The organism is Paraburkholderia sp. D1E (assembly GCF_052682275.1).
Genome location: NZ_JBQYMB010000001.1, coordinates 3,667,464 through 3,684,012 on the forward strand (window position 1 = coordinate 3,667,464; position 16,549 = coordinate 3,684,012).

The following is a 16,549-nucleotide window of genomic DNA, read 5'->3' on the forward strand; positions in this document are numbered from 1 at the left end:
TCCCGGCTGAGCCACTTGCTGCACCTGCGCGTGATTACGCACCACGCCCATTCAGCCCAACGTATCCGTCGCGATTGATGCCGGGACAGAATTAGAACGAGTCCCTTTCATACCCTCCCCCGTCTTAAGGGTAAGCGGCTCGCGCCGGCCGTTATAGGCGGTGACTGAGATAGACACCAAAGTAATGTCCATCATTCCGATTTGATGGGCACCACTTTGTCACAGTCTGAAGAGAAGAAGCCGGGTACCCGAACGGGGCGCCCGAATTACGCCCGGGAGCTTCGTGAGCGACTGGCGGCAGCGGCGTGCGAGCCTGGCGTTTCAGTCTCGAAACTGGCCCGCGAGAACGGCATCAATGCGAACATGCTGTTCACCTGGCGGCGGCGTTATCTGGCCGAGCAGCAAGCTCAGTCTGCAGGGCTCATTCCGGTTGTACTTGTAGACGACACGCGAGCGGAGGTCGGGGCATCATCTTCGATTGAGCCACAAGCGCAGGACACGAGGCCTGCATTAGCTGCCGGCACGATCGAGATCCGGATCGGTCGTGCGGTGGTTAAAGTGGACGGTCTGGTCGATGCCGACCTGTTGCGAATTGTGCTGGGTAGTCTGCGCTCATGATTTCCCTGCCGGCGGGCACGCGCATCTGGATTGCTGCGGGCGTCACCGATATGCGATGCGGGTTTCAGGGGCTGGCCGCGAAGGTGCAAACAGCGCTTGAGGAGGATCCGCTGGGCGGCAACGTCTACATCTTCCGAGGCCGCCGGGGTGACCTGGTGAAGATTCTTTGGGCAACGGAGGACGGAATCTGGCTTCTCGCGAACTATCTGGCTTCATACTACAACTCCTTTGGTTGGATGAGAGGGTTTTGATTCTTTCGTCGCCTGCACCGCAGCTACGCGGTCAGCGAGCCGGTCCCATCGACTACTATGCTTCACCGGTGGGTTCGAATCGGGGACTTCGTAGAGATGCGCATAATCGTTATAGGCGTGTTTGGTGACGATGCCGTGTTCCACCCATCTGACGAGCGTGGCTTCATGGATTCCAAGCCGCGCGGCGGCCTCAAGTCTCGTCAACATGCCACGATCCCGCAGTCTGTCGCGACGGGAGCGGAGCCCGTTTCGCTGAGCCTGATATGCGACGCGCAGCGCGGTAAATCGGATGTCGGCCTTACCTGGCCGGACACAACCACCAGGGCGGATACCCTGATTGTTGAGGATGTCAGCAATCTCGGAGCATATGTGGCTGTCGAGAAGCGTGTCGATGAGTTCCAGGACCTCTGGCCGGGTCTTAACCTGTTGTGCAGAGGTTTGGGGATTCTGCGCCGTCAGGGTTTCAGTCCTGCCAGCCTTGAAGCGGACGTGAATCCTGGTTGTTCCCTCTTCTGGCAGTTTGACCAGCGTGACATCCTCGATAATGTAAGCGAGTAGCCGCTTGCGTTCACGGTTCGGTAGTGATTGGTCACGCCAGAGCGTTTTGAAGTCGGTCGTCATGGCGATGAGTCGGTCGCGGATTGCATCGTCGACCACGAGACGTTCCTCCTGCTGGCTACGCTCCCTTTCCTCCCTGGCGTTGGCCAACGTGCGTAACTTGTCGTTCCATTCATGCTCGAGCGTGTCGGCGACCAGACGATTATCTGGGGCAACCAGCATGAATCGTCGCTGTGCAAGATCAGCCTCGTACTGCGCGCGTTCGACGGCCCGAAGGCGCAACCGGTCTGCTTCGTCGTGGCGGGCTTCGATCTCTCTGCGAATCTCCAGCGCCAATTCAACGGCGGCCGGAGTCATCATGGCGGCGACCAGTGCACCAACCGCTTCATCTATAGGCGCTCCGGCAATCGACTGGCAGCAGGGTTCGCCACGAGTGCCTTGTGCGCGATCGCAGATATACCACGCTTCCTGTCGTCCGCGTCGTGTTGCGTACCGGAGCCGGAAGTGCCGGCCGCAAAGCCCGCAAACCGCGCGCCCCTGTAGCAGGGCTGCGCCTTCCCTGGGCGGCGACGCTCGCGCAACCTCGTACCCTTGACCATTGGTCTTGAGAATCTCGAGATTCTGCTGAAACTGTTCCCGTGTGATGTACCCGGGATGGGCATCCGGGATGCAGGCTAGCCAGTCGTCACGTTCGCGCTTCCGAGTCAGACTCTTACCATCAGCAGTCCGCCGGTAATACCGCCGGCCATAGAAGTAAGTGCCTGCGTAACGCGGGTTGTTCAGTGTCCGGAGCGCGGTCGACGCGGTGAGGGGCTGGAAGGTTATCAGCTTCTCGTTGCGCATGCGGGATGGAAACAGAAGCCCCTCATTCTTGAAGACCTTGACTGTCTGACAGGCAGAGCCTACCCGTGAAAACGTCTCGAAGAAGTACGCGATTGTCTCCCTGACCTGCGAGTCTGGGTCAAGCACCACGTTGCCGAGTTCGTCGTACACGAAGCCTGTCGGAAGTCGACAGCGAAACTCGCCACGGCGCGCCTTGTTCAGGATTCCGCCACGCAATCGGGCCTTGATAACATGGAGTTCGGCCTCGCTCATTGTTCCCTTGAGCCCGAGCAGGAGCCGATCATTGAAGCTGGCCGGATCGTATACTCCGTCTTCGTCCAGAATCAGCGTATCAGCGAGGGCGCAGATCTCCAGCAGGCGATGCCAGTCGGCATTGTTTCTCGCCAGGCGTGACACCTCCAGGCCCATGACGATGCCGGCCCGGCCCATGCCGACATCAGTAACCAGCCGTTGAAACCCCTCCCGCCAGGACGCCGACGCTCCAGATTCACCTTGATCGCTATCGATCGTGATGATCTGGTCATCGCGCCAACCAAGCGCGGTCGCACGACCACGCAGGGCGTACTGCCGTTTCGTGCTCTCGACGTTCTCGACGACCTGTCGCATCGACGACTGCCGAATGTAAAGGTACGCACCCCGCTCGAGGTGATGAGGTTGAACTTTATGCGATGCGTTCATAGTGTTCCCCACTTATTGAATGTCATGGCCATGCCTGCGAGTGCGTAAACCACGGTGTTGCGCTCGAAGGATCGTGCATGTGGTGCGGATTGGGTCGGAATCGGTTCCGGGCGCGTGCCGGTAGTGACCGACATGCATGCCCATGCCCACATGCCTCGATTTAGAAAGACGTTGAGCCCACGCCGGGCGTCTGCAGGCAAAACCTCCCCCAGCATGGCCGAACGCATCACCTCGTACTGCGCGACGACGGCGGGCGAAAGCGTCGGTGGTCTGGCGTCGGCTCTGGTTATTCCGCCGTTTTTTTTACACCGAAGGCACGTTCGATCGTTCTTGGATGCACATCGAGACCAAATTCCTTGCGAACCAGCCTTGCCAGTTCGCGTGCCCGAATCGGCTCTCCAGGGGCAAGCCGTGTCTTGAGAAACGCCAACACATCACCCTGGATCTTGTGTGGACCATGCGGCCCCCGCTTCCTCGGCATCAGTCCAGCGATCCCGCCTTCCTCGAAGTCCATCCGGGCCTGATAAAAGGTCGGTCGTGAGACGCCGTATTCGTCGGAAACCGACGTCACCGATGCCTTCTCGACGGAGACGCGGCGCAACATCTCGTACTTCACCTGCACGGCATCGTGCGGGTCAAAAAAACTCCCTTCCTGAAACTTGGGGTCCAGGACGTTCTCCGGCATCGGATTCAACGCGCCGTCCTCTGTGAGAACGTCGATCTTCGAGCGCTTGCGTTCGATGGTTGTGGGCACATTCAACTCCAGATGACTCAAAGAGTATATGTAATTAAAATATGCCGCAATGCAAGCCTTGTCAAGGTCAATAAAGATGGACTTTAGTCGTAATTTTACGGAATAGTATTGCGACTATGGCTGCGTTAATGAAAGAACGTGCGGCATAATTACATTACATAAGCGGCAAAATTAGGCTTACAGCTAATTGGCGCTATCAGCTCGCCTTTGCGAGGAGAGGCGTGTCACGAGGCAAGCAAGTTCCATCAAGTCCGCTACCGTGAACAGCGCACGTTCTTGCCCCATGGTGACCTCAGGATCAGGCTCGCTCATATCGGTCCACTTCGGGGGAACAGAGCAGAAGCTCTTGTCGTCGATGCGCAGCAAGAGACGCTTGCCGGAGCGGTTATAGCGCTCGCCAACGCAGACGAGCTGCCGGCCACTGAAGGGATGGAAGGGATGAGTTATGCGGACAAGCTGCGCCGAGGTAGCAACAAGGCCTGCATTCCGAGCTATGTTACAAGCGCCTGGAGCGCGGGCGGTTTGTGTGGCCGCGAGCCGATGGCGGCGTGGTCTGTCTGAGCCAGGCACAACTGTCGATGCTGCTCGAAGGCATCGACTGGCGACAGCCGGTCCGCACGACCGAGCCGAGTTCAGCGTTGTAAACCTCCCGAGGCCCGCGTAAACTGCGGGCATGACCACGGCAAACGCCTATCCGGACGACATCGAAGCGCTCAAGGCGATGCTGCTTGAGCGCGACGCGCGCATCGGTCATCTGGAGGATCTGGTCGAGTCGCACGAAGCCGTGGTGGCGACGGACAAGGCCGAGATCGAGCACCTCAAGCTGCTGATCGCGAAGCTACGTCGCATGGCGTTCGGACGCAGTTCCGAGAAACTCGATCGCCAGATCGAACAACTCGAACTAAAGCTGGAAGATCTCGAAGCCGACGAAGGCGCCGCGCCTATCGAGATTCCGAAGACGCCGCGCGCCGCACCGGAGCAGATACAGCGCAAGCCGCTGCCGGCACATCTGCCGCGCGAAGTGCTGACCCACCTGCCCGAATCCGGCGAGACCTGCACGGCCTGCGGCGGAGCGATGAAGCCGCTGAGCGAGGACGTCTCTGAACAGCTCGAATATGTACCCGCCAGCTTCCGCGTGATTCGCCATGTACGGCCGAAACTGGCGTGCTCGTGCTGCGATCACATCGCTCAGGCTGCGGCGCCGAGCCGGCCGATCGAACGCGGTTTGGCGGGTCCGGGACTGCTCGCTCACGTCCTGGTCGCGAAGTTCGCGGATCATCTGCCGCTCTACCGGCAGTCGGTGATCTATGCCCGAGAGGGTATCGATCTCGACCGCTCACTGCTGGCGAAATGGGTCGGTCACAGCGCGGTCCTCCTGCAACCACTCGTCGATGCGCTACGCCGGCACGTGATGGCGGCAACGAAACTGCATGCCGACGATACGCCGGTGCCGGTGCTCGCACCGGGCAACGGCAAGACCAAGACCGGACGTCTGTGGGTGTATGTGCGAGATGATCGCGCTTCCGCCGACATGACGCCACCGGCTGTGTGGTTCGCCTATACGCCGGATCGCAAAGGCATCCATCCTCAGCAGCACCTCGAATCCTTCAACGGCACGCTGCAGGCCGACGCTTATGGCGGCTACCAGGCCATCTACGAAAGCGGTCGAGTTGCCGAAGCGGCATGCTGGGCGCACGCCAGGCGACAGTTCTACGAATTGCATGCCGCTCGCCCGAATGCGTTGAACACCGAGGCGCTGGAACGTATCGGCGCGCTATACAAGCTCGAAGAGCCGATCCGAGGCAAGCCGCCCGACGAACGCCGGGCATATCGGCAGGTCCATGCCCGACCACTGCTCGATCAACTCCACACGTGGCTGAGTACGATGCTGGAGACGCTCTCACGTAAATCCGACACGAGCCGGGCGATTCTCTATGCCTTGAACCGGTGGGCGGCGCTGACGCGCTATTGCGACGACGGTCAGTTGGAGATCGACAATCTGCCGGTCGAGCGCGCATTGCGCGGCGTCGCCATCGGGAGGCGCAATTACCTGTTCGCCGGTGCCGACTCGGGTGGAGAGCGTGCGGCGACAATCTACAGCCTGATCGGCTCTGCCCTATGCCGGATGCGGCATAGGGCGGTTCATGCCGAATCCCGTGCTATGCCGAACGGCTGATGCTGATGGCGATTTGGGCACCGCAAAAGCGACCTCGCTGCCGATCATACATCGGTCGCGCTCGGCATAGTCGGACTCTTCACAACGCGGTTAGGAACTCAAGTAGTTTATCGCCTGCACGGTATCGACCCAATGGTTTACCGTTCGAAGACTTGACTTTAGCCAGCGCGGCTTCCTTGAGGGCTAAATGAGCGTGCAAATAGACCTGAGTGGTTTCGACCGATTCGTGTCCTAACCACAATGCAATGACGGAGCAGTCGACGCCGGCATGAAGTAGTTCCATTGCAGCGCTGTGCCTGAGGACGTGTGGCGTGATTCGCTTACGTTTCAAGGACGAGCAGCAGGCACTCGCGGTGGATACATACTTGCCCAGAAGATGTTGCACAGAGTCAGAGCTGAGCCGACCACCACTTATATTAGGGAATAACGCGTGCGCGCCGTTGCGCGGGGGCTCTTGCAGCCAGGCTTTGAGCGTGGCGATGGTATGCGTTGTCAATGGCGTGCATCGTTCTTTGCGCCCCTTGCCAAGGCAGCGAACGTGTGCGCCGCAACCCAATTGCACCGAATCACGATCGAGCCCTGTCAATTCGGAGAGTCTCAACCCCGTCTGAATCGCGAGCAATAGCAGAGCATAGTCCCGACGTCCAAGCCACGTTGTTCTATCAGGAGCAACAAGAAGCGCTTCGATCTCGGTGCGTGTCAGAAACTGAACGAGTTGCTTATCGTATCGCTTGGTAGGTATCGCGAGCACGCGCTGGATGTGGGCGGCGTATGCAGGCTCCTCGAATGCGGTGAAGCGGAAGAAGGACCGAATCGCGGTTAGACGAAGGTTGCGTGTCCGTACGCTGACTGATCGCTGCGTCTCCAGATCCTCGAGAAACGCGGCAATCAGCGGCGCGTCAAGATCGCACAGGTCGAGACTGGATGGGGGCTTACGCAGGCAGACTTGTGCGAACTTGAACAATAGACGAAACGTGTCTCGATACGATGCGATAGTGTGTGGGCTGACGTGGCGTTGCCGCATCAATCGCTCTGTGAAGAAGCGTTCGATCAACGCAGGCAAGATGTGGGTTGGTCTCATGATGGGGCTCCCCAGCGCACGTCGAGCCTTCGCGCGGCGAGCCCCATCAATTCGGGACACGCCGACAGATACCAGTACGTGTCGCGCACACAGGTGTGCCCCAGATACGTGGACAGCACGGGTAACCATGATTCGACGCTTTGACCCGATCGATACCAGGTGAGCAGCGTCTGAACTGCGAAGCGATGCCGGAAGTCATGCAGACGAGGACCGGAATGGGCATCGGGGCTTCGAAGCCCCGTTCGCCGTGAAAGCTTCAAAAATACCGGATGAACGTATTGGTGCAACAGTTTGCCACCTTGCTCAGCGATGAAAAAGTATGGACTGTGCGGCGGCCAGATGTGCGCGTCTCGTCGTTGCGCATAGTGCGCCAATACGGCTCTGGTTGTGTGGTGGACCGGGACAAGGCGTGACTTACCGAACTTGGTGTCGCGGATCGTGATAACGCCGTCTTCCAGATCAACGTCTTCTCGTCGCAGGTTAAGTACTTCACCGATCCTCAGTCCAGTCACGGCCAGCAGTCCGAACAGACAGTGATACGTCCACCGACGCAAGCCATCTGCCGGAGGAAGTTCTAACGCAGCCGTCAACAACTTCTGTATCTCTACGTCGGTGTAGAGATAGGGTCTCGGGCGTGAGGGACCAACAAGAATGCCCAACGGTGGCACTTCCGTCCTGATTTCCGCAATGCGCCGATAGCGTGCAAATCCGCGCACGTCCGTTAAGCGTAACGCCCAGGACGCGCGCCCGTCTATAGGCAGCATTGCCCACTCAAGAGCGAGCTTGTGCGTGATAATGGTAGCGGCGCGGCCATCCATAAAACGGACAAAGCTCGTTAGCCGCCTCTCCTGGTTCTCAAACTTGAACCCAAAACCACGACGCATGAGCACGTACTGCCGAAGCGCTTGCGAGAGAGTGTTCATCGCACACCTCCCGGCCATGGCAGGCCAAGCGTGCGCAGCGAGGCGATATCGACCTTCGCATAGATTCGGGTCGTGTCATGATCCTGATGACGGAGAACTTGACCGATCTGTGTCAATGACGCACCGGCTCGGAGCAACTGAGTCGCGAGGCTATGCCGGAAGAGATGTGCGCCCTTGTGCGAAACATTATCGATTCCCGCGCGTGTGAGCGCCATCGTGGCGATCATGGAAACCGCCGCCGACGATGCAAACCCTATGTGCGGAGCCAGGTGCCGGAGAAACACGCGTCGGCTCCCGGATTGCGGCCGCCCGTGCTTTAGATAGTCCACCATTGCGGCGCCAACCTCCGCCGGCAACGGTAGCTCAGCTCGTCGCCTTCCCTTGCCGTGAACGGCGAGTTGGCCAATACGCCAGTCAATATCATCGAGCGTCAGCAACGCAATCTCATTTGCTCGCAGTCCAAGGCGAGCAAGCAACAACAAGATCGCGTAGTCTCTGCGTCCGACGGGAGTATGCCGGTCACAGCCGTTGAGCACGGTTTGAACCTGGTCGGGCAGCAGATAGGTAGGAAGCGATGTGAGCTGCCACGCTCTCACACCTGGTACGCAGCTCGCAAGATCGGCGGCAATGTAACCTCGGTATTGCAGAAATCGCATGAACGCGCGAATGGCCGAGCACATATGTTTCGCGGATTGCGGACTGTGGTCTCTTGCATGACGTTCGATGAATGTCATGACGTCCGAACCAGTCAGGCTGGTGATTTGCGGATAGCCAGACAGGCAATACTCCCGCAGAAACTGCCGAGCGAAAGGGACATGGCGAACGGCAGACACGCGCGCCAATCCGCGCTCCTGGATCAGATATCGGTCAAAATCCTGCACAACCTGTTCGAGCTCGTCCAGTGCGAAAGGTGGCTTGGCAGGAATTGCATCGATCTCTCGAAGCAGACCGAGCAGTCTGATCAATGCAGGACGATCACTGAGAAATGGACATCGATATCGGCGACGGAACTCCTGATACTCTTCTATCGATTGCTCGTTGATGTCGTCAAGCTCAAGCCGTTTGCGTGCGAGCCAGTGACTGAAGTCGCAAGCCACGCGAAGATTGCGCCATGCTCCTTGTCGACAATGTCCCTCTCGCAGCAGCCGCGCTGCGAACAGATCGATATGAACTCCCAACGGCCCTTCGTGAAGCCGTTTAAGCATCTTGGGACTGTCGTAATACGCTTCGATGGTCATGTCTACTCCTTCCCGCCAAAATGACAGGAGAGAGCCTCAGACTATGCCGAATGCGCAAACCGCATCGCATGACCCGGAGTGAATGATACGAACTGCTTCGGCATAGCGCGGGATTCGGCATGAACAGCCAAGCTCAACGGCGTCGATCCCGAGGCGTACCTGCGTCACGTACTGGCGCGCATCGCGGATCATCCGATCAACCGGATCGACGAACTCACGCCCTGGGCCGTTGCCGATCAGCTCACCACGCCATAAGCGCCAACCCCGCGCAACACGGTTCTGGCGACACGCTTACGGCATGGCAGGCTTCGCGCTTGTTCAAGAGCGAAATGCTGCATTCTTTCCGTGGGAAATTGCAGGTCCGCAGAACGGTGTGGAGCAATTCCGTGGTGAGTGCGGCAAGGAGAAGGCATGGGAGTTCATGCAGGCATCTGTGAGGTTGATTGAAAGCGGTATCGTTGAACGTACCGCGACAACCGATATCCCGCACGTTCGTCTCGAGCACGTCTTGGTCAATATCCTCATGACTGACCGGCTGGCCAAGGTCGCGAAGAAGGAGTCTCTGGAGCAGCTTGCCCGTCTACCGGAGTTTTCGCGGCCGGCTGACGTAACTGTCCATTGACAGCGTCAATGAGTGAGGCGTTAGGTCAGCTCAGCCGGGCACTGGTCGGCGTGATCGCTAGCACAACTGCAGTCACGTCGGCTCATCTTTTCCGTCGGATTGGCCGGCGGTCGCATCGTAGAGGCGGGCTTCGTCCGAGGTTGCTGCGAGGTCCTCCAGCGCCTTGCGACTTTTGGCTTGTCGATCGCTGCGATAGGCTTCTACTGTGGCAGTCGGAATTCGGCGTTGCCCACCCTCCGTTTTCTCGATCGCACCGAGCTTGCCCGAATCCGCTAATTTGACGACATACGGGCGAGACACATTGAGAATCTGCGCGACGTTCTCAGTGGACAACATCCGGTCCTGCTTGAGGGAGGGTCTCGCAGCGTCAAAAATTTGCGTTGAGATATTGCTGGCGCTAAGAAGCAGCATCAGTGCTGCTCGCGCGTCTCTGGCCGCAACGGCATGCTCGCGCCGCCCCGCAAGGACGGCGTCATCAAGCGCGACCTTCAGCATGTCGTGCAACTGGAAGTGGTTGGGCTTCACGCCGGGATTTGCATCGATGAATTCGCTGAGTTTTTCAGCAAGCACCCGCGCCATTCCGTCGAGGGCTGATTGGTGCAGATTCTCGAGGGCTTTGGGATCGATCAGGTGGAACGCGGCATCGGGAAGCATGATTTTTCGCCAAAGTCTCAAGGCATAGCGCCATTGTGACACAAAACGAATAACTCGAAAAACTCGAAACCGACACTGCGCACCCACGGGCTTCGGGCTTCTAATCGTGCGTCTCACTCTCGGGCGCAGCGTCGCTCGCTGCCGTACATTAGTGCAACGGGCGCCGATACCTTTCGCACTCCGGCGCGGTGAGCCGATGCTCCGCACCGAATCGCTGGTCGACTTAGAACGTGGGCCGAGATTCTGGCCATGAAAAGCTCGCAGCGACGGAAAATTTCGAGTGCGCCATACACCAAGGTACGCACACGCAAGCCCGCTACGAGTTTGTTGGTGAGGATTTTTCGCTGCCGTCGTCCACTGTAAGAAGTTCGCCAATGTAGTCTTTTACGGTCGGTGTCATCACAATCCACACGCATTGGTCATCAGCCTTCGGATATCCGCGAGTGAACGCTGCTTCGAAAACTGCAGCCCGAGAGTCGGAGGCCGCCTGTAAAAAGAAGTGTGCCGTCGTGGCTCCTCCAGAATGGAAGCGGAACCTTTCGATGTCGTCGTTCAGAATGCCGCGTTCGTCTGCGAAAGCGAGACATAGGTGTGCTTCGCCTGTGTGGTGCGCGCCCACCTGCAGACCTCCCTGGTTTTGCCATGCATCGAGCATGGTCCAGGTGACCGGGTCGTTCGGGTCGAGAAACCAGTTGAGGGTTGGCCAATTCTCAAAGGTTGCGCGCAGATTGATGACGGGGCCATAGATTCCTTCAAAGGCGTACGAGCTTAGTGTCCCCTCCAGGAAAAATTCGGGTAGTGGCACGTCAGCAGCGAGCGGCGCTGAAAGCCCGGGAGCGGATGCGAGGACCGACGACTCAGCAGTTTGGAATGGAATAATCCGATTTGCGAATAGCTCGTTCTCTTGGTTGTCTGAGACAGCGGACGTTTTAGTGTTCATTTTCGGAGTCGTGCGGAACGGCACGGCAGATGTTGTAATGGAAAGTAGAGAGACTGGTTTTAGCCGCGCCCGCTCAGCGAGATAATGTCCTGTTGGACATCACCTGAAATTTGAACGATTGCAAATGATCTAGCGGAATTCTGGCAACTGCGCACGGATCAGAAAATGACTGAGTCGGTGGCGCGCAACCATGCACGTATCCTTGAATAGGTAGAGCGCCGGTCCGGAATGTAGGAACTGGAAGAGACGTGGTGCGCGAACACTGGCTCGCCACTCGGAGTGCGTCGCTGTGCCGGAGTGCAGCACGTCACTGGTTATGGCCGTATCACCGCGTCCTCAGCAGGGGTTGACAGCCTGCAGGGAGGATGGGATGAGGCGATGCAGTCCTATTGCGCGGTAGAAGTATTTTCCGCGACGTACCTTTTTGAAAGTGCTCCAGCATTGCGGTAGCTCGCTTCGTTGACCACGTGTGTGAGCAACGATGGTCGGTATTGACTCCATCCACTTGGCCCATCGTACGAGACAGTTCCGTCTTCATCGACGGTCTCTGTCGGGTAGTGCTTCGGAGAAAAATCAGCGATGTATCGAAGGTCGCAGAAGTGGCAGAACGGATACTGACAAATCACCAACGAGCGCTCAAACACGTACACGACCGGAATAGATCGGCGAAAGGCGAACACGACGGGCCAAAGCTGCTCGTATTGGCACCAAAATGCCGGGCTCATAGCCAGTTCGCACCTGACGATACCTGGTTTTCCCTGTTCCGAAAAAAAGGGCCGTAGCTCATAACCCCGACCAAGCATATCGACGTTGTCCAGCCATGACTCGGGAACACGCACTACTAGGGCCGTCTTTTCTGCTATCACTGTTGCTGCTTCGGCGGGTAGCGCGTGTTTATTGACGACAAAGCAAGTTTCAGCCGCGGCGGGCGTGGCGCGCAAACGGTCAATGTATTCATTCGTTCCAGCAGACCGGTCAACTTTTGTTGCTCGGCAAATTTCCTTCGCCTCGCGTCGTCGAATCATGCTCCAGACCAACGACGACCGACGAGAGACCTCAGCTTCGTCCGTGTTGCCTGCGCGCACAATCTTCTTCACTATTTCGATGGCCTCGTGCTTGTCGGGGCATCGTAGTAGAAGCGCACGAACTGGATAATTTACACCTGCCCAGATGCGTTCGACGGCCCTCATTTCCGTAAGAAACCCCCACACGTCGGCAACGTAATCTGAGACGTCACTGGCGCCGAGTATCGACGCCGCAACCTCAGGAATGTCCATCTCCAGCCAGTCCCCGACGATGCTCGGGTACGTCTTCTCCCAGAACTCCGAGTGTGCGCCATCATCGAACAGAATCAGTTCGCGACGGGCATGCAACATGGCTTTCACCGTGTATGGCGGTGTTTGCGCCACATCGTAATCCGGCATGTGAGCGTCCAGCTCATTTTCGATGGTATACGAGTGAACGACGGCGGGAAGACGTTCGCGCACCGATTCCCGGGATAACGCGCGCTGCGGTCGACTTGAAATAGCCCGAATGGCACGTTCAAATAACGCTCGCTGCGGAGTTTCCGCAAGGCAAATTGAACTATGTTCCAGTGCGCACAGCATATCTTCAGCGGTCACGTGGCCATCATCGGGGTAGTCCAATGCCACTTCCGCGCATCCGTCGAGGTATGCCTGATAACGAAGCTCCTCCGCTGACGGTCGCAATGTGCCGTACAGCGTAAGACAGCGACGAAAGTCATCGAATTGCCCGGCATCACGGAGTGCCGTCACAAGAGAGGGATTGAGCCGTTCGATTGCCCATACGACGACTTCGGTCACGAAAATAAATTGACTGCCCGGGGACGACTGTTCCATTTTTCCGATGAGTCGGAAAGCATAAGAAAGGGCTCGCTCGACCGTAGAGTCAGCGTTGCGATGTGAGGCAGAGTATTCATTCATTTGAGTTAGGGTATGGCCTCCGTTGCGATACAGGGTGTAGCGGACAGTTTTAGCCATCACGTTACCGACATGTCTTGAGCACGCATGCAGCCGCTCGTAGATGCCGTCGTGTTTAACGATGCGCCTAGAAAGCAGCATCTCGAGGTCCGCGCAGAATTGATCCATTCGACAGCCGGTTTCTTGCAGCAATTCCTATGCATACAGGAAGGCCTGCTCGAAGCGCGCCTTAAGAGTAAGCGGCTCGCCTAGGCCGTTCGTCCACGCGCGTGCACGTGAAGCATGATGGTGATCCGAACAAGCCCGGTCAGGTCGCGGGCGTCGGCGGACTGGCTGGTGTATGCAACTTGTCGGCCACGCGCCACGGTAGAAGCTCGTCGATGTGATTGATTTTGTGGTCAGCGATGTGAGTCAGCACGTAGTCCAGATAGGCGCGCGGATCGATGTCATTCAGGGCGCAAGTGCCGATCAACGCGTACATTGCGGCTGCCCGTTCGCCGCCGCTATCGGAGCCGGCGAATAAAAAATTCTTCCGCCCCAGGCTTACACAACGCAGCGCGTTCTCCGCGATGTTGTTGTCGATCTCGAGCCTTCCGTCTTCGCAATACAGCGTCAGTGCGGTCCACTGGTTGAGCGTGTAGTTGATCGCCTTGGCTGTATCGGACTTCGACGACAGCGTTTCGAGCTTTGCCCTGAGCCAGGCTTCGTAGATTTGAAGCAGTGGCCTGGCTTTCTCCTGGCGTATTCGCAGCCGTTCGGCCGCAGGCTTGCCGCGAATGGAGGCCTCGATGTCATAGAGACCGCCAATATATTCGAGCGCCTTTTGCGTTGTGTCAGATGGCGTTCGCACATGGATGTCGTAGAACTTTCTCCTTGCGTGGGCATGGCATGCCGCCTCGCGTATCGAGCCATCGCGGAACAGCTCGTCGAAGCCCGCGTAAGCGTCCGCTTGCAGGATCCCTTTGAACCTGGCGAGATGGGTTTGAGGGTGGATGCCTTGCCGGTTCGGCGAGTACGAGAACCAGACCGAAGCCGGTTGCGTCGAGCCCGAGCGATGATCGTCGCGCACGTAGACCCACAGCCGGCCGGTCCTGGTCTTCCTGTTGCCCGGTGCGAGCACCGGGATCGGCGTGTCATCTGCGTGCAGCTTGGTGGCGGCCACCGTATAGCGGCGCAGCGCCTCTGTTAGCGGTGCGCACAGTGCCTCGCATTGGCCGACCCAGCGGCCCATACTGGCCCGGTCAAGCGTCACGCCGTCGCGCGCCGCGATCGCCGCTTGTCGGTACAACGGCTGGTGGTCTGCATACTTCGAGACGAGGATGTCTGCCAGCAAGCTCGGATGGGCGATGCTCCGCTCGATCGGCAGGCCGGGCATTGGCAGCTGGGTGATAGTGCTGCAGCATGGGCAAACCAGTTTGCGCCGGATCGTGCGAATGACCTTGAACGCCGCTGCGACCCGGGCGAGTTGTTCGGACACGTCCTCGCCGAGCATCTGCATTGGTTGACCGCAGTCCGGGCAACTCGATTCGGGCTGGAGTACATGATCCTCGCGCGGCAGATGCGCGGGAAGCGCTCGCCTTGACGCCGCTTCGTCCGTCGTCGCATTCGAGGTGGACGCATTTGCACCGCGCGCCTGCGCACGCTCCACATCCGCAACGCCGCGCCCGGCGGCCAGATCTTCAAGTTGAGTCTCGAGCGTTTCGATTTGCCGCTGCAACTGCTCGGACTTGCGACCGAACTGCATGCGCCTGAGCTTGTCGATCTGGGCTTTGAGCTGCTCAATCTCGACATCGCGTTCGGCAAGCAGACTACGGGCCTCGACCAGCAAGGCCTTCAGGAGTTCGACATCGTCAGGAAGATCGGCGCCGTTCGACATGCGCCGTAGTTTACGAGTCTGCCGCGCGGTTTACAACATCGATAACGCAGCGGTGCGACGGGGCTGTCTCCAGTCGATGCCCTCGAGGAGCATCGACAGTTGTGCGGAGCTCAGATGGACCTTGCCACCATCGGCTTGGGGCCAGATAAAATGGCCTCGTTCAAGGCGCTTGTAACATAGCTCGGAATGCAGGCCTTGTTGCTACCTCGGCGCAGCTTGTCCGCATAACTCATCCCTTCCATCCCTTCAGTGGCCGGCAGCTCGTCTGCGTTGGCGAGCGCTATAACCGCTCCGGCAAGCGTCTCTTGCTGCGCATCGACGACAAGAGCTTCTGCTCTGTTCCCCCGAAGTGGACCGATATGAGCGAGCCTGATCCTGAGGTCACCATGGGGCAAGAACGTGCGCTGTTCACGGTAGCGGACTTGATGGAACTTGCTTGCCTCGTGACACGCCTCTCCTCGCAAAGGCGAGCTGATAGCGCCAATTAGCTGTAAGCCTAATTTTGCCGCTTATGTAATGTAATTATGCCGCACGTTCTTTCATTAACGCAGCCATAGTCGCAATACTATTCCGTAAAATTACGACTAAAGTCCATCTTTATTGACCTTGACAAGGCTTGCATTGCGGCATATTTTAATTACATATACTCTTTGAGTCATCTGGAGTTGAATGTGCCCACAACCATCGAACGCAAGCGCTCGAAGATCGACGTTCTCACAGAGGACGGCGCGTTGAATCCGATGCCGGAGAACGTCCTGGACCCCAAGTTTCAGGAAGGGAGTTTTTTTGACCCGCACGATGCCGTGCAGGTGAAGTACGAGATGTTGCGCCGCGTCTCCGTCGAGAAGGCATCGGTGACGTCGGTTTCCGACGAATACGGCGTCTCACGACCGACCTTTTATCAGGCCCGGATGGACTTCGAGGAAGGCGGGATCGCTGGACTGATGCCGAGGAAGCGGGGGCCGCATGGTCCACACAAGATCCAGGGTGATGTGTTGGCGTTTCTCAAGACACGGCTTGCCCCTGGAGAGCCGATTCGGGCACGCGAACTGGCAAGGCTGGTTCGCAAGGAATTTGGTCTCGATGTGCATCCAAGAACGATCGAACGTGCCTTCGGTGTAAAAAAAACGGCGGAATAACCAGAGCCGACGCCAGACCACCGACGCTTTCGCCCGCCGTCGTCGCGCAGTACGAGGTGATGCGTTCGGCCATGCTGGGGGAGGTTTTGCCTGCAGACGCCCGGCGTGGGCTCAACGTCTTTCTAAATCGAGGCATGTGGGCATGGGCATGCATGTCGGTCACTACCGGCACGCGCCCGGAACCGATTCCGACCCAATCCGCACCACATGCACGATCCTTCGAGCGCAACACCGTGGTTTACGCACTCGCAGGCATGG

The 16,549-nt window shown here is 58.2% G+C and carries 17 protein-coding genes and 2 pseudogenes; 8 read left to right on the forward strand and 11 right to left on the reverse strand.

Annotated features, from left to right (window positions below; genetic code table 11):
- Nucleotides 1-204: 204 nt before the first annotated feature.
- Both tnpA and tnpB (ACUN0E_RS16490) read left to right on the forward strand, forming a co-directional pair.
- Entirely contained in the window at nucleotides 205-618 is a 414-nt protein-coding gene (tnpA, locus tag ACUN0E_RS16485) for an IS66-like element accessory protein TnpA (RefSeq protein ID WP_171929598.1), read from the forward strand.
- A complete protein-coding gene (gene tnpB, locus ACUN0E_RS16490; protein WP_445567273.1) occupies nucleotides 615-869 on the forward strand; it encodes an IS66 family insertion sequence element accessory protein TnpB in 255 nt (84 codons plus the stop codon). The genes tnpA and tnpB (ACUN0E_RS16490) overlap by 4 nt, the downstream gene beginning before the upstream one ends.
- Here the strand turns inward: tnpB (ACUN0E_RS16490) and ACUN0E_RS16495 are convergent.
- The 3 genes from ACUN0E_RS16495 to ACUN0E_RS16505 form a co-directional block, all read right to left on the reverse strand.
- Nucleotides 831-2,948 carry a recombinase family protein gene (locus ACUN0E_RS16495; RefSeq protein ID WP_445567274.1) on the reverse strand — a complete coding sequence of 706 codons (2,118 nt, stop codon included), beginning with the start codon at nucleotides 2,946-2,948 and terminating at the stop codon, nucleotides 831-833. The two genes, tnpB (ACUN0E_RS16490) and ACUN0E_RS16495, sit on opposite strands and share 39 nt — an antisense overlap.
- 286 nt (nucleotides 2,949-3,234) lie before the next feature.
- Nucleotides 3,235-3,702 carry a helix-turn-helix domain-containing protein gene (locus ACUN0E_RS16500; RefSeq protein WP_445565193.1) on the reverse strand — a complete coding sequence of 156 codons (468 nt, stop codon included), beginning with the start codon at nucleotides 3,700-3,702 and terminating at the stop codon, nucleotides 3,235-3,237.
- Between the two features lie 183 nt (nucleotides 3,703-3,885).
- On the reverse strand, nucleotides 3,886-4,197 hold the full coding sequence (locus tag ACUN0E_RS16505; RefSeq protein WP_445570450.1) for a DUF5372 family protein: 312 nt from the start codon (nucleotides 4,195-4,197) through the stop codon (nucleotides 3,886-3,888).
- Here ACUN0E_RS16505 and tnpB (ACUN0E_RS16510) point away from each other — a divergent pair.
- Together tnpB (ACUN0E_RS16510) and tnpC (ACUN0E_RS16515) are read left to right on the forward strand one after the other, a co-directional pair.
- Nucleotides 4,182-4,346, forward strand: a complete 165-nt coding sequence (tnpB, locus tag ACUN0E_RS16510; RefSeq protein WP_445570451.1) for an IS66 family insertion sequence element accessory protein TnpB — start codon at nucleotides 4,182-4,184, stop codon at nucleotides 4,344-4,346. The two genes, ACUN0E_RS16505 and tnpB (ACUN0E_RS16510), sit on opposite strands and share 16 nt — an antisense overlap.
- Nucleotides 4,347-4,423: 77 nt before the next feature.
- Nucleotides 4,424-5,818: pseudogene (gene tnpC / locus ACUN0E_RS16515) on the forward strand (IS66 family transposase); the annotation flags it as partial.
- Nucleotides 5,819-5,957: 139 nt separating this feature from the next.
- On the opposite strand, the gene ACUN0E_RS16520 reads toward tnpC (ACUN0E_RS16515), so the two are convergent.
- Genes ACUN0E_RS16520 through ACUN0E_RS16530 form a run of 3 tightly spaced genes read right to left on the reverse strand, consistent with a single transcriptional unit; the run spans nucleotide 5,958 to nucleotide 9,120 of the window.
- Entirely contained in the window at nucleotides 5,958-6,959 is a 1,002-nt protein-coding gene (locus tag ACUN0E_RS16520) for a tyrosine-type recombinase/integrase (protein WP_159004773.1), read from the reverse strand.
- Nucleotides 6,956-7,882 (reverse strand): tyrosine-type recombinase/integrase, encoded by a 927-nt coding sequence (locus ACUN0E_RS16525; RefSeq protein ID WP_063498244.1) that lies wholly within the window; start codon nucleotides 7,880-7,882, stop codon nucleotides 6,956-6,958. Before ACUN0E_RS16525 ends, ACUN0E_RS16520 begins: the two co-directional genes overlap by 4 nt.
- The gene (locus ACUN0E_RS16530; RefSeq protein WP_445567275.1) at nucleotides 7,879-9,120 is read right to left on the reverse strand and encodes a site-specific integrase; all 1,242 of its coding nucleotides are present in this window, start codon (nucleotides 9,118-9,120) and stop codon (nucleotides 7,879-7,881) included. The genes ACUN0E_RS16525 and ACUN0E_RS16530 overlap by 4 nt, the downstream gene beginning before the upstream one ends.
- 123 nt (nucleotides 9,121-9,243) lie before the next feature.
- Between ACUN0E_RS16530 and ACUN0E_RS16535 the strand changes: the two are divergent.
- Both ACUN0E_RS16535 and ACUN0E_RS16540 read left to right on the forward strand, forming a co-directional pair.
- Nucleotides 9,244-9,375, forward strand: a pseudogene (locus ACUN0E_RS16535) (transposase domain-containing protein); the annotation flags it as partial.
- 43 nt (nucleotides 9,376-9,418) lie between these two features.
- Nucleotides 9,419-9,742, forward strand: a complete 324-nt coding sequence (locus tag ACUN0E_RS16540; RefSeq protein WP_445567276.1) for a hypothetical protein — start codon at nucleotides 9,419-9,421, stop codon at nucleotides 9,740-9,742.
- A gap of 72 nt (nucleotides 9,743-9,814) precedes the next feature.
- Here the strand turns inward: ACUN0E_RS16540 and ACUN0E_RS16545 are convergent, their stop codons facing one another.
- The 5 genes from ACUN0E_RS16545 to tnpB (ACUN0E_RS16565) all read right to left on the reverse strand — a co-directional run bounded on the left by ACUN0E_RS16545 (nucleotide 9,815) and on the right by tnpB (ACUN0E_RS16565) (nucleotide 15,344).
- Nucleotides 9,815-10,396: a helix-turn-helix domain-containing protein gene (locus ACUN0E_RS16545; protein WP_445567277.1), complete on the reverse strand. Its 582-nt coding sequence runs from the start codon at nucleotides 10,394-10,396 to the stop codon at nucleotides 9,815-9,817.
- A 316-nt stretch (nucleotides 10,397-10,712) separates the two neighbouring features.
- Nucleotides 10,713-11,336, reverse strand: coding sequence for a hypothetical protein (locus ACUN0E_RS16550; RefSeq protein ID WP_445567278.1), 624 nt, complete (start codon nucleotides 11,334-11,336; stop codon nucleotides 10,713-10,715).
- A 386-nt stretch (nucleotides 11,337-11,722) separates the two neighbouring features.
- Nucleotides 11,723-13,444 (reverse strand): hypothetical protein, encoded by a 1,722-nt coding sequence (locus tag ACUN0E_RS16555; RefSeq protein ID WP_445567279.1) that lies wholly within the window; start codon nucleotides 13,442-13,444, stop codon nucleotides 11,723-11,725.
- A gap of 139 nt (nucleotides 13,445-13,583) precedes the next feature.
- Nucleotides 13,584-15,152 (reverse strand): IS66 family transposase, encoded by a 1,569-nt coding sequence (gene tnpC / locus ACUN0E_RS16560; RefSeq protein WP_408519094.1) that lies wholly within the window; start codon nucleotides 15,150-15,152, stop codon nucleotides 13,584-13,586.
- A gap of 30 nt (nucleotides 15,153-15,182) precedes the next feature.
- The gene (gene tnpB / locus ACUN0E_RS16565) at nucleotides 15,183-15,344 is read right to left on the reverse strand and encodes an IS66 family insertion sequence element accessory protein TnpB (protein ID WP_445570452.1); all 162 of its coding nucleotides are present in this window, start codon (nucleotides 15,342-15,344) and stop codon (nucleotides 15,183-15,185) included.
- 32 nt (nucleotides 15,345-15,376) lie between these two features.
- Between tnpB (ACUN0E_RS16565) and ACUN0E_RS16570 the strand changes: the two genes are divergently transcribed.
- Nucleotides 15,377-15,640: a DUF5372 family protein gene (locus tag ACUN0E_RS16570; RefSeq protein ID WP_445570339.1), complete on the forward strand. Its 264-nt coding sequence runs from the start codon at nucleotides 15,377-15,379 to the stop codon at nucleotides 15,638-15,640.
- A 183-nt stretch (nucleotides 15,641-15,823) separates the two neighbouring features.
- Nucleotides 15,824-16,291: a helix-turn-helix domain-containing protein gene (locus ACUN0E_RS16575; protein ID WP_445565193.1), complete on the forward strand. Its 468-nt coding sequence runs from the start codon at nucleotides 15,824-15,826 to the stop codon at nucleotides 16,289-16,291.
- The last annotated feature ends 258 nt before the right edge of the window (nucleotides 16,292-16,549 follow it).